Source organism: Azonexus sp., from assembly GCF_041909095.1.
Lineage (GTDB): Bacteria > Pseudomonadota > Gammaproteobacteria > Burkholderiales > Rhodocyclaceae > Azonexus.
Map to the genome: position 1 here is coordinate 1,412,240 of NZ_JAYREB010000001.1, position 11,150 is coordinate 1,423,389.

Consider the following 11,150-nt stretch of genomic DNA (forward strand, 5'->3'; position numbering starts at 1 on the left):
GGTTCAGCGCGTCAGGTAGAAGGAGCCGGTTGCCGTACCGACCAGCCGCTCCGCTACCGAGGCGCGCGCCGTCGCCACCGCCAGCCGGCCGCCCAGGCGCAGCACCTCGACGGCGACCGCCACCCGCTCACCGACATGGGCTGGCGCGCAGTAGTGGATGTCCAGTTGCGTGGTCACCACCAGGCTTGCCGGCCGGCCGCTGTGCTGCGCCTGGCGATAGACGCATTCGCCGAGGGCGCTGTCGAAGACGCTGGCGAGGACGCCGCCGTGCAGCGTGCCGGCGCCGTTGAGGTGGCGCTTGCCGACCTTGAACGAGAGGTCGGCATCGCCGCCGTCCAGGCGCACCAGCGGGTTGCTCGACAACAGGCGGAAGTCGTCGCAGGGTTGGCGCGCGTTCATTGCCAGACTCCGGCCAGGGGGCCGCGCGGGAGCAGCAGCCGGCGCGCCAGGCGCAGCCGCCAGTCGCTTGCCGGGACACGGAATTCGACGCGCAGCCCGGTCATCCGCTCGTTGTCGAAACCGCTGACCAGCAGCGGCGCGTCGTCGGCACTCAAGCTCAGGCGCTGGCCGGGGCCGAGTATCAGGTCCTTGGCTTCGCCATGGCGGGTGATCCAGGCCCGGCCGCTTTCGACGCTCAGCGCGGCGACGCGGCGCGGCGACAGCCTGGTCAGTTGCTCGGAGTTCAGTTGCAGGTGGCAGAACAAGCTGCCGGGCAGATCGGGGTGTTCGGTCATGATCGTCTCCTGCCGGGCTTGACGAAGGTTCGCCAAAAGCCCAGCATCCAGATGCGTTTCGGTTGCAAATCCCGCATTGCTTGAGGCTTCGGTTGCGCTGCGGTTAAAGTCAGTTTTCCGCAGAATTACAGCTAGTTCAAACGCAATATCGGCATTGAATGGATGCGTGAAAATCATGCGAAAAGACCTGCTCTCGCTGCCGCCGCTGGAGCCCCTGCGCGGTTTCGTCGCGGCGGCCAGCCGGCGCAGCATCACGCTCGCGGCGGTCGACCTGTGTCTGACCCAGTCGGCGATCAGTCGCCAGATTCAGTCGCTGGAGAACGCGCTCGGCGTGCCGCTGTTCGTTCGCAAGCACCGCGCCATCGAACTGACCGCCGCCGGCGAGCGCCTGTTGCCCGCCGCCATCGCCTGGCTCACCGAATACGGCGAGATTGCCGCCAGCCTGCGCCAGCGGGCCGCCGCCGACAGTGTGACGATCACCGCCAGCATCGGCGTCACCGCGCTCTGGTTGTTGCCGCGTCTGGGCGAATTCCAGGCCGCCCATCCGGCCGTCGAAGTCCGCGTCGTCGCCGCCAACTCGCCGGTCGACCTGGTCCCGGCCGGCATCGATCTGGCCATCCGCTATCAGACCGAACCGACGATAGGGCGCGGCGACCGCCTGCTGTTCCGCGAGAGCATCGCCCCGGTGCTGGCGCCGGCTCTGGCGGAAAAGCTCGCGGCCAGCCCGGAAGAAAGCCCGACCTTGATCGAATACCAGGAAAGAAGCCTGCCCGGTCTCGACTGGACGCCCTGGCTGGCCAGCCTCGGCCTCTCAGGGGGGAGCTTGCGCCGGCTCGGCTTCAACCAGTACGACCAGGCGGTGCAGGCCGCCATCGCCGGCCAGGGCGTCGTCCTCGGCCGTCTGCCCTTGCTCGCCGAGGCGCTGGGCGATGGACGCTTGTGCCGCTGGCCGGACGCGCCGGCCTTCGCTAGCCCCTACGCTTACTGGCTGCTGCGCGCGCCCAGCAGCGACGGTGCGGCGGTGGCTGCCTTCGCTGACTGGCTGGCCGGGCAGGGCGCAGCCTAGCCGGCGCCTTTCGCCTTACTCGCCGAACAGCTTGCGCATCGCGTCCATGATGCTGTCGATGGGCGAGATTTCGACATCCAGCGCCTTGACCCCGGCGTCGCCGGCGAACTCGTCGTACACCCAGTCGCCGTCGATGTAGGAGACGCCGGGCGGTGCCGTTCGCTCGGTGGGGGGCTTGCCGGCCAGCGCCTGGCGCATGTAGTCGGCCCAGATCGGTAGCGCCAGCGTGGCGCCGAATTCGCGGGCGCCGAGCGATTTCGGCTGGTCGTAGCCCATCCACGCCACCGCCACCACCTTGCCCGCGTAGCCGGCGAACCAGCCGTCGAAGGCGTCGCTGGTGGTGCCGGTCTTGCCGGCGAGGTCGCCGCGTCCCAGGCGCTGGCTGGCGGCGGCGCCAGTGCCGCTGGTCACCACTTCGCGCAGCATGCTGTCGATGATGAAGGCGTTGCGTGGATCGATCGCCGCTTGCCTTTCCTCCTGCGACGGCGCCGGGGCTTCCCACAGCACCTGGCCGCGGGCGTCGGTGATTTTTTCGATCAGGCGCGGGCTGACCGTGTGTCCGCCATTGGCGAATACCGCGTAGGCCTGGGCCATCTGCAGCGGCGTCACCGAGCCGCTGCCCAGCGTCAGCGTCAGGTTGTCCGGGTGTTTGGCGGTGTCGAAACCGAAACGCGCCAGGTAGTCGCGCCCGTACTGCGGCGTGATCGCCTGCAGCAGGCGCACGGCGACCACGTTCTTCGAGCGCGCCAGCGCCCGACGCAGCGTCAGCGGGCCGTCGTAGCCGTCGTCGTTACTTGGTTCCCACGGCTGGCCATCGGCGCCGCCGGGTAGCGAGATCGGTTCGTCGTTCATCAGGGTGGCCGGCGAGAAGCCCTTCTCCAGCGCCGCCGAATAGATGAAGGGCTTGATGATCGAACCTGGCTGGCGCCAGGCGCTGGTGACGTGGTTGAACTGCTTGCGGTAGAAGTCGAAGCCGCCGACCAGTGCCCGGTAGGAACCGTCCTCGGCGTCGAGGGCGACGAAGGCGGCTTCCACCTCCGGCATCTGGGCAATCGCCCAGCGGCCCTTGCCGTCCTGGCTGACGCGGATCACCGAGCCGACGCGGATGCGTTGGGCCAGTGGTGTTTTCGGCTGCAGCGCGCGGGCGGCGAAGCGCAGGCCATTGCCGGTGATTTCCAGGGTGTCGCCGAAGGCCGGTTCGGCGCGTACGCGCTTGGCCGAAACTTCGGTGACGACGGCGGCGATCAGCCTGTCGCTGCCCGGGTGTTTGCTCAGTGCCTGGTCGATCGCTTCTTCCCGCTCATCGGCATTGGCCGGCAGCTCGACAAAACCTTCCGGGCCGCGGTAACCATGGCGCTGATCGTAAGCCAGCACGTTGCGCCGCAGCGATTCGTAGGCGGCGTTCTGCTCGGCCTTGTCGAGCGTGGTGTAGACGTTGAAGCCCTGGGTGTAGGCGGCGCTCTGGTAACGCGCGAAAAGCTCCTGGCGCACCATCTCCGCAACATGGTCGGCCTGGGCTTCGAACTGCATGCGCTGGCTGACCGCCAGCGGCTGGGCGACGGCCTCGTCGAACTGCGCCTGGGTGATCTTCTCCAGTTGCAGCATGCGCTTCAGCACCAGTTCCTGGCGCGCCTTGGCGCGCGCCGGGTTGACCGCCGGGTTGTGTTTCGCCGGGTTCTGCGGAATGCCGGCCAGCATTGCCGCTTCGGCCAGCGTCAGTTCAGACAGGCGCTTGCGGAAGTAGGTTCGGGCGGCGCTGGAAAAGCCGTAGGAGCGCTGGCCGAGGTAGATCTGGTTCATGTACAGCTCAAGAATCTGGTCCTTGCTCAGGGCCGATTCGATTCGGTAGGACAGCATCACCTCGGTCAGCTTGCGGCGCAGCGTCTTCTCCGGCGTCAGGAAGAAATTGCGCGCCACCTGCATGGTGATCGTCGACGCTCCCTGGCGCATGCCGCCGGTCAGCCCGGCTGCCACCGCGCGCGCCACGCCGCGGTAATCGACGCCGCCGTGCTCGTAGAAACGCGCATCCTCGATCGCCAGCAGCGCCTCCTTCATCAGCGGCGGAATCTCCTGGATCGGCGTGAAGTCGCGGCGCTCCTCGCCGAACTCGCCGAGCAGCGCGCCGTCGGCGGTGTAGATGCGCAAGGGGATTTTCGGCCGGTAATCGGTCACCAGATCAAGCGACGGTAGCCGGGGCAGGATGCTCAGCAAGGTGCCGCCGACCAGCACGAACACCGCCAGCACGCCAATGGCGGCCAGCGCCAGCAAGGTGCGGCGCAAGTTGCTGCGGTAATTGGCCTGGGCAAAGGGAAGGGCAAGAAACTTGACGGCGGTCGAGAAGAAATTCACGCGTTGATCCAGATCGAGAGAGCGGCAAAGAAGTCAGCCGAGGGCGAAGTGTAGGACAACGGGGGCGGCAATGGGACCGGCTGCAGAGCGGATGGAGTCACAGGCTGGCGGCAATGTCCGCGGCCAGATGGTCGACCGCTGCTTCCGTCGTCGCCCACGAGCACATGAAACGCGCCATGTCGCCGATGAAGGTATGGAACACCCAGCCCGCCTGGCGCAATCGCGCCATCGCCGGCTCCGGCAACTGGACGAAGACGCTGTTGGCCTGCGCCGGGCGGCAGGCGAGCCCGGGCAGCGCCGCCAGTCGTTCAGCCAATCGACGGGCCAGACGATTGGCGTGGCCGGCATGCTTGAGCCAGGTGTCGTCGTCCAGCATGGCCAGCCAGGGCGCCGACAGGAAGCGCATTTTCGAGGCAAGCTGGCCGGCCTGCTTGCAGCGCCAGGAAAAATCCTCGCCCAGCGCGCGGTTGAAAAACACCACCGCCTCGCCGAGCGGCAAGCCCATCTTGGTGCCGCCAAAACACAGCACGTCGATTCCCGCGCGCCAGGTCATGTCCGCCGGTGAAACCGCCAATGCGGCCAGCGCATTGGCAAAACGGGCGCCATCCATGTGCGTGTACAGGCCGTGCCGCTTGGCGATATCGCTCAGGGCGGCGATCTCGTCGACTGAGTAGAGCGTGCCCAGTTCGGTCGCCTGGGTCAGGGTGAGGGCCTTGGGGCGCGGGTAATGCTGATCGCGGCGGCGGGTGATCAGGTGTTCGACGTGGGCGGCATCCATCCTGCCTTCCGTCTGTCGCGCCAGCAGGAGCTTGGCCCCGTTCGAGAAGAACTCCGGCGCGCCACATTTGTCGGTCTCGACATGCGCCGATTCCGCGCAGATGACGCCCTGGTAGGACTGGCACAAGGAAGCCAGCGCCAGCGAATTGGCCGCCGTGCCGTTGAAAACGAAGTAGACATCGCAATCGGTGGCGAACAACTGGCGCAGCCGGTCGCAAACGACCTTGGTCACCTCGTCCTCGCCATAAGACGAGATGAACCCGGTATTGGCCGAGTTGAAGGCGGCGAGTGCCTCCGGACAGGCGCCGGCCGTGTTGTCGCTGGCGAACTGCAGGTAGTAGCCGGGGACTTGGGAGGAGGCAGGCATGGCGGGGATTCCTGGATTTGAGGAACGCATCATTGTGCCATGCGGTGGTTTTTGGGTGGGTTGGCTTGTGCTTCTTGGCCGAAGCCGCCGTTGGATCCGTGCTTCATGTCAGGCGTAAATGGCGTTGAACGGAAACTTCCTTGTTCAGTGAACTAGGGCGGAAGTTGGCAGCATGGGAACCCATCCCGCTGACCCCGGCGCAAAGTTGTAGTAGCCTTGCGCCCCCTTTTTTGTCGATTCAGGACATGATCATGGCGCGTCCATTGCAGCACGCCACATTCAACCGCTCCGCGCTAGTCCGCGTTCTCTCCGGCGCCCTGCCAGAAGTCTCCGCGCTGAATTACGATTTCGGCGAACGGCTCGGGCAATGGCTGGACGTCTCCGATGCGTTAACGCTGTATTCGGCCCTGACTCCCCGGGCCGGCGGCGGGGCGCCCGTGGGTGCGGCAAATGACGATCTCCCCGCACAACTGGCCCGCGTGCGCCGCCACCTGAGCGATTCGATCAAGGCCGACGGCGTTTTCAACGCGCCGCCGGCACGGATTCCGTTTCCGGTGCCGCTGCCCAATGCGACGCCGGAAAGTGCCGCCGATTTTTCGCCCTACCACCGCTATTACCTCGCCCACCAGCGCGACATGAGCGCCGCCATCACTGCCCTGCGCAGCAGTGCCCGCAAGGCGCTGGCCGCTCATTCGGCAGCCGGTCGGCAACTGGCCGAGCTCGACGCCACCTTCGACCAGTCGCTGGCTTCCCGCGAGCGCACGCTGCTCGGTAACATCCCGATCCTGCTCAGCAAGCGCTTCCAGCAGCGTTACGCCGACCACCGCGCCATGCTCGGCGAGAGCGGCGCGGACGATGCCGCCGCCTGGGCACAGCCGGGTAGCTGGCTCGAAGCCTTCTGCCAGGATGCCCAGACCGTGCTGCTGGCCGAGCTGGAACTGCGCCTGAAGCCCGTCGCCGGGCTGATCGCCGCCCTGGCTGCCCCGCCGGGCAGCGCCAACCACGAAACGAATCCCCGATGAACCGCAATCTCAGTCTCTTCGCCTTCATCCTCGGCCTGCTCGCCGTCGTCTGGGTGGCCATCGGCTACCTCGACGGCCACACGCTGGCCTTCTCCGTCTCCTGCATCATCGCCGTGGTCTATGTCGCCGGCGCCCTGGAAATGCGGCGCTTCCACGCCAACACGGCGGCGTTGGCCGCGGCGCTGCGCAACATCCCGGACGACATCGGCCACCTCGGCGAATGGCTGCAACAGGTGCCGGCCGCCTTGCAGAACACCGTGCGCCTGCGTATCGAAGGCGAACGCGTCGCCCTGCCCGGCCCCGGCATCACGCCCTACCTGGTTGGCCTGCTGGTGCTGCTCGGCATGCTCGGCACCTTCCTCGGCATGGTGGTCACGCTGAACGGCGCCGTGCTGGCGCTGGAAAGTACGACCGACCTGCACACCATCCGCGCCGCGCTGGCCGCGCCGGTCAAGGGCCTGGGCGTCGCCTTCGGCACCTCGGTCGCCGGCGTCGCCACCTCGGCCATGCTCGGCCTGATCTCGGCGCTGTGCCGGCGCGAACGCCTGCAAGTCGGCCAGTTGCTCGACAGCAGGATCGCCGGCGTGCTGCGCGACTTTTCGCTGACCTACCAGCGCCAGGAAACCTTCAAGGCCTTGCAGGCGCAGGCCCAGGCGCTGCCCGAACTGGTCGGCAAGCTCGACGCGATGATGGGCCAAATGGCCGAACACCACCGCCAGCTCGGCGAGCAACTGCTGGCCGGCCAGCAGCGCTTCCACGACGAAGCCAGGGGGCTGTACGGCAACCTGGCGCAATCCGTCGACCAGTCGCTCAAAACCAGCCTCAAGGACAGCGCAACGGTCGCGGCGCAGACCATCCAGCCGGTCGTCACCGCCACCATGACGAGCATCGCAAACGAGACGCGCGGCTTGCACGACAAGTTGTTCGGCACCGTCGAAACGCAACTGGCCGGCATTACCGGGCAATTTTCGCAAGTCGTCGGCAGCGTCAGCGAGACCTGGACGCAGGCCCTGAGCCGTCACGAACAGGTCACCGCGAGCCAGCACCAGCAACTGCAAGCTGCGCTTACCGTCTACGCCGATACCTTCGAGCAACGCGCCGCCGCACTCCTCGCCTCGGTCGACCACACCCAGACCAAGTTGCAGGCCGACGCCGCGCAGCAACTGGCGGCCCTGGCCGAGACCACCGCTGCCCATCAGCAACAACTGGCCGACAGGCTCGCCAGCCAGTTCGACGGCGTCACTGCGCGCCTCGATCAGGCCGTCAGCCAAGTGGCCGACACCTGGCAAGCCGCGCTGGGCCAACACACCAGCACCAGCGATGCGCTGAGCGAGAAACTGGACACGACGCTGAGCGCCTTCGCCGACACCTTCGGCCAACGCTCGCAAGCCTTGCTCGACTCGGTGGCCGGTACGCACGCCGCGCTGAAGGGCGAACTGGCCACCAGTCATGCCGCCTTCGCCCAGACCACGCAGGCGCAGCAGGCAGCAATCAGCGAGCAGGTCGCCGGCCAGCTCGACGGCATCGCCCGGCGTTTCGACGGCGCGGTACAGACCGTCTCCGACACCTGGAGCGGGGCGCTGGCCAAACACGAACAGGCCAGCGACCGCCTGACGCAGGCGCTAGCGCAAACCCAGAGCAGCCTCGCCGACACTTTCGCCCAGCGCAGCGCCGCCCTGCTCGCCGACATGCGCGACACTCAGGCCGCCTGGCAGAGCGAATGGGCCAGCGGCGAACAAACCCGCCAGACCCACTTCACCGATGCCCTGACGGCGATGGCCGGCAAGCTCGAAGCGCAATGGCAGCAACACGGCGACGCCACACTGGCGCAGCAGGAAAAGATCACGCACACGCTGGGCGACACCGCCCGCGAGCTGGTCGCCGTCCACCAGCGCCAGGCCGAGACGACCATCGCCGAAGTCACCCGCCTCATGCACACCGCCGCCGAAGCGCCCAAGGCCGCTGCCGAGGTCATCGGCCAACTGCGCCACGAACTGTCGGCGAGCATGGCGCGTGACAACAGCCTGCTCGAAGAGCGCAGCCGCATCATGGAAACCCTGGCCGCCCTGCTCGACGCCATCAACCACGCCTCGACCGAACAGCGCAGCGCCATCGACGCGCTGGTCGCCGCGTCGGCCGAATTGCTCGAACGCGCCGGCAGCCAGTTCGCCGCCAGGGTCGAGAGCGAAGCCGGCAAGCTGGTCGAGGTCGGCAGCGGCATCGCCGGCGGCGCGCTGGAAGTGGCCAGCCTGGGCGAGGCCTTCGGCGCTGGGGTCAAGCTGTTCGCCGAATCCAACGACAAGATGATGGCCGCCCTGCAACGCATCGAAAACGGCCTGGCCAAGTCGCTGACCCGCAGCGACGAGCAACTCGCCTACTACGTCGCCCAGGCGCGCGAAATCATCGACCTCAGCATCCTGTCGCAGAAGAAGATGGTCGACGACCTGCAGCGCGTCGCGGGTAGCGAAGCATGAGCTTCGAAGACAGCGACGCCAGCGTCGACCACAGCACACCGGTCTGGGCCGTCTTCGGCGACCTGATGGCCGGGCTGCTCGGCGCCTTCGTGCTGATCCTGGTCGGCGTGCTCGGCGTGCAGCTCGAACTGGTCAGCAGCCTCGAAGCCGAAATCCAGAAGCGCCAGCAGGAAGAACAGCGCCGCGAAGCGCTCGAAAAGGCGCTCGCCGGCCCGCTCGCCTCCGGCCGCGTGACGCTCGACAACGGCAAGATCGGCATCAGCGGCAACGTGCTCTTTGCGCTCAACTCCGACCAGTTGCAGCCGGAAGGCAAGCAACTGTTGAAGAGCCTGTCCCAGCCCATCGCCGCCTATCTCGGCGCCAGCGAGCAGATGCTGATGGTCAGCGGCTTCACCGACGACATGCCGGTGCGCGGCAGCAACAGCCGCTTCGCCGACAACTGGGAGCTCTCTGCCCAGCGCGCGCTGACCGTCACCCGCACGCTGATCGAGGACGGCGTGCCTTCCTCGTCGATCTTCGCCGCCGCCTTCGGATCGCAGCAGCCGGTGGCCGACAACACCGACGCTGACGGCCGCGCCCGCAACCGCCGCGTCGAAATGGCGCCGGTGCCCAAGTCGCGGACCAATGCCAAGGACGCCAATGGCTGACCGGGGAGAGCTCCAGCGGCGACTCGATGCCCTGCGCGCCAGCGGCGCCGCCGAGCGCGACCCCGTCCGCTTCGCCTACCTCGACGCCCTGGCCCGCCGCGCCGCGACGCAGCCGGCCAGCATCCGCCAGGTGCTCGCCGGCAAATTCGGCGCTAGCGCCGACGAACTGCAAAGCCGCCCGGCACCGACGCCAACGGCGAGCGCGCCGGGCGACAGCGCCAGCCCGCTCGCCACGCTGCTCGCCTACATCGGCCAGCAGGCCCACGCTCAGCCAGACTCCAACCCACCGGCCAAGGCAACTTCACTCCCGCCAGGGGAGCGGCCCAAGGCAAAGGATTCAGTTGGCGCTAGCTGCCCGCCAGCACTGGAACTCAAATCCGTTGCCTACTTCCGCGACGAGTGGTCCAAGCTCAGCACCGAGCAGCAACTGATGCAGACCCTGGCCCTCGCCCCGGAAAACGCCGGCCCGATGAACTCCCAGCACCTCGTGCTGCGCAGCCTGCAGGTCATGCGCGACATCGCGCCGGATTATCTGCACGGCTTCATGTCCTACATCGACGCGCTGATCTGGCTGGAACACGCGGCCCCGGCCAAGCCGGCGCCGGCGCGTGCCGCCGCCAGCGAGGGAGTACCAGCGAAGCGGGCGGCCAGGAGCAGCCCGAAGCGTCGCTAATCGACCCCAGCCCGGAGCCGTGCGCGAGTATTTGTCTCGTCCGCAGCTTAAGTCGAGATTGAAGCCCCTGGCATTCCCATGTGCGCCGTTGAGTCTCGCAAACCTGACTCATCATGCTTTCGCACGTTAAATTGAGACTCTTCCGGTTTACCGCAACTCAACTTGAGCGTCGGTTTGTATAGCCACCTTGTAATCGGCTGAAACAATGCCGACTTCGCCGTACGCATAGCCGATTAGCCAGCTTCTGCTTGTCGGCCAAAGCCGACCTTGGGCCTGCGGCTAGAATCGGTCGGCTATGTACCAGTTACCAGCCACTCAACCGATGATGTAGCCAACGGCTGCTGTCTTGGTCGACGTAGGACGGCCCCTGAGCATAGCTGCCTTGCGTTCGTTGAGAAAGCGGACATGTAATATGGAGTTATGCCTATAGCACCTTATGAACATACAAGCCGCAGTATGAGGGTCGGCCGGGAATCGTGCGAAAACCTCGGAAAAATAACTTAGCTGATTGTTCTGAAAGAAAAAATGAAGCAAGGGCCGGTTTTCACCGGCCTGCCCTCCTCAATTGAGGCTAGGCTCCGCAGGTCAGCGCCTTGTTTGCGCTGACAAAAAAGCTGTCAGGCTTGGATTTGAACTCGGTGTCTGGCTGGCCGTTGTGTGACTTGCACATCGGCGCAATGTAGTTGAGTTTCCGTAGCGATTCGTTCTTCATGTTCGGCAAAATGACGTGCGCCCCTACCTCAGCTTGGGATTCGCATCCCTGCACGTGGCATTTCGGTGTCGTGGAAGTCTTTGAAAACTTCTTCCAATGGCCCAGCCAAGAGCCGCAACTACAATCCTTGTCTGAGGTTCCATTCAGATTTTTCATCGTGATCGAACCACTGCCGGTCAGCGTCTTGCTCATGAACATCTCCCTAACAGGCTGTTGAAAAACCCTGCAAATTCCATGCAAATGGTATAATTTGTCTTTCGAATTCAACGAGATAGCGATTTCATGCGCAGTGCCGACATAACCCAATCGGAGATGTTCAGCTACCGAAC

The 11,150-nt window shown here is 66.0% G+C and carries 10 protein-coding genes; 5 read left to right on the top strand and 5 right to left on the bottom strand.

Annotated elements, in window-relative coordinates; all coding sequences use genetic code 11:
- Positions 1 to 3 precede the first annotated feature (3 nt).
- Positions 4 to 399: a PaaI family thioesterase gene (locus tag ACE3OV_RS06790; RefSeq protein ID WP_374326202.1), complete on the bottom strand. Its 396-nt coding sequence runs from the start codon at positions 397 to 399 to the stop codon at positions 4 to 6.
- Positions 396 to 734, bottom strand: a complete 339-nt coding sequence (locus ACE3OV_RS06795; protein ID WP_374326203.1) for a DUF2917 domain-containing protein — start codon at positions 732 to 734, stop codon at positions 396 to 398. The genes ACE3OV_RS06790 and ACE3OV_RS06795 overlap by 4 nt, the downstream gene beginning before the upstream one ends.
- 175 nt (positions 735 to 909) lie before the next feature.
- Here ACE3OV_RS06795 and ACE3OV_RS06800 point away from each other — a divergent pair, with 175 nt between their 5' ends.
- Positions 910 to 1,800, top strand: a complete 891-nt coding sequence (locus tag ACE3OV_RS06800; protein WP_374326204.1) for a LysR substrate-binding domain-containing protein — start codon at positions 910 to 912, stop codon at positions 1,798 to 1,800.
- Between the two features lie 15 nt (positions 1,801 to 1,815).
- Here the strand turns inward: ACE3OV_RS06800 and ACE3OV_RS06805 are convergent, their stop codons facing one another.
- Complete coding sequence (locus ACE3OV_RS06805) at positions 1,816 to 4,149, bottom strand: penicillin-binding protein 1A (protein ID WP_374326205.1); 2,334 nt, start codon at positions 4,147 to 4,149, stop codon at positions 1,816 to 1,818.
- Positions 4,150 to 4,246: 97 nt separating this feature from the next.
- Positions 4,247 to 5,293, bottom strand: coding sequence for a low specificity L-threonine aldolase (locus ACE3OV_RS06810; RefSeq protein WP_374326206.1), 1,047 nt, complete (start codon positions 5,291 to 5,293; stop codon positions 4,247 to 4,249).
- Between the two features lie 251 nt (positions 5,294 to 5,544).
- Here ACE3OV_RS06810 and ACE3OV_RS06815 point away from each other — a divergent pair, with 251 nt between their 5' ends.
- Genes ACE3OV_RS06815 through ACE3OV_RS06830 form a run of 4 tightly spaced genes read left to right on the top strand, consistent with a single transcriptional unit; the run spans position 5,545 to position 10,109 of the window.
- On the top strand, positions 5,545 to 6,315 hold the full coding sequence (locus ACE3OV_RS06815; protein WP_374326207.1) for a DUF3348 domain-containing protein: 771 nt from the start codon (positions 5,545 to 5,547) through the stop codon (positions 6,313 to 6,315).
- Positions 6,312 to 8,789 carry a DUF802 domain-containing protein gene (locus ACE3OV_RS06820; RefSeq protein WP_374326208.1) on the top strand — a complete coding sequence of 826 codons (2,478 nt, stop codon included), beginning with the start codon at positions 6,312 to 6,314 and terminating at the stop codon, positions 8,787 to 8,789. Before ACE3OV_RS06815 ends, ACE3OV_RS06820 begins: the two co-directional genes overlap by 4 nt.
- Positions 8,786 to 9,436, top strand: coding sequence for an OmpA family protein (locus ACE3OV_RS06825; protein ID WP_374326209.1), 651 nt, complete (start codon positions 8,786 to 8,788; stop codon positions 9,434 to 9,436). The genes ACE3OV_RS06820 and ACE3OV_RS06825 overlap by 4 nt, the downstream gene beginning before the upstream one ends.
- Positions 9,429 to 10,109 (top strand): DUF2894 domain-containing protein, encoded by a 681-nt coding sequence (locus tag ACE3OV_RS06830; RefSeq protein ID WP_374326210.1) that lies wholly within the window; start codon positions 9,429 to 9,431, stop codon positions 10,107 to 10,109. The genes ACE3OV_RS06825 and ACE3OV_RS06830 overlap by 8 nt, the downstream gene beginning before the upstream one ends.
- Positions 10,110 to 10,680: 571 nt before the next feature.
- Here the strand turns inward: ACE3OV_RS06830 and ACE3OV_RS06835 are convergent.
- Complete coding sequence (locus ACE3OV_RS06835) at positions 10,681 to 11,013, bottom strand: hypothetical protein (RefSeq protein ID WP_374326211.1); 333 nt, start codon at positions 11,011 to 11,013, stop codon at positions 10,681 to 10,683.
- Between the last annotated feature and the right edge of the window lie 137 nt (positions 11,014 to 11,150).

Excerpts from the sequence above, each read along its gene's own strand:
- ACE3OV_RS06820 (WP_374326208.1), top strand. The coding sequence starts at position 6,312 with ATGAACCGCAATCTCAGTCTCTTCGCCTTCATCCTCGGCCTGCTCGCC.
- ACE3OV_RS06815 (WP_374326207.1), top strand. The coding sequence starts at position 5,545 with ATGGCGCGTCCATTGCAGCACGCCACATTCAACCGCTCCGCGCTAGTC.
- ACE3OV_RS06795 (WP_374326203.1), bottom strand. The coding sequence starts at position 734 with ATGACCGAACACCCCGATCTGCCCGGCAGCTTGTTCTGCCACCTGCAA.
- ACE3OV_RS06830 (WP_374326210.1), top strand. The coding sequence starts at position 9,429 with ATGGCTGACCGGGGAGAGCTCCAGCGGCGACTCGATGCCCTGCGCGCC.
- ACE3OV_RS06800 (WP_374326204.1), top strand. The coding sequence starts at position 910 with ATGCGAAAAGACCTGCTCTCGCTGCCGCCGCTGGAGCCCCTGCGCGGT.
- ACE3OV_RS06790 (WP_374326202.1), bottom strand. The coding sequence starts at position 399 with ATGAACGCGCGCCAACCCTGCGACGACTTCCGCCTGTTGTCGAGCAAC.
- ACE3OV_RS06810 (WP_374326206.1), bottom strand. The coding sequence starts at position 5,293 with ATGCCTGCCTCCTCCCAAGTCCCCGGCTACTACCTGCAGTTCGCCAGC.
- ACE3OV_RS06825 (WP_374326209.1), top strand. The coding sequence starts at position 8,786 with ATGAGCTTCGAAGACAGCGACGCCAGCGTCGACCACAGCACACCGGTC.
- ACE3OV_RS06835 (WP_374326211.1), bottom strand. The coding sequence starts at position 11,013 with ATGAGCAAGACGCTGACCGGCAGTGGTTCGATCACGATGAAAAATCTG.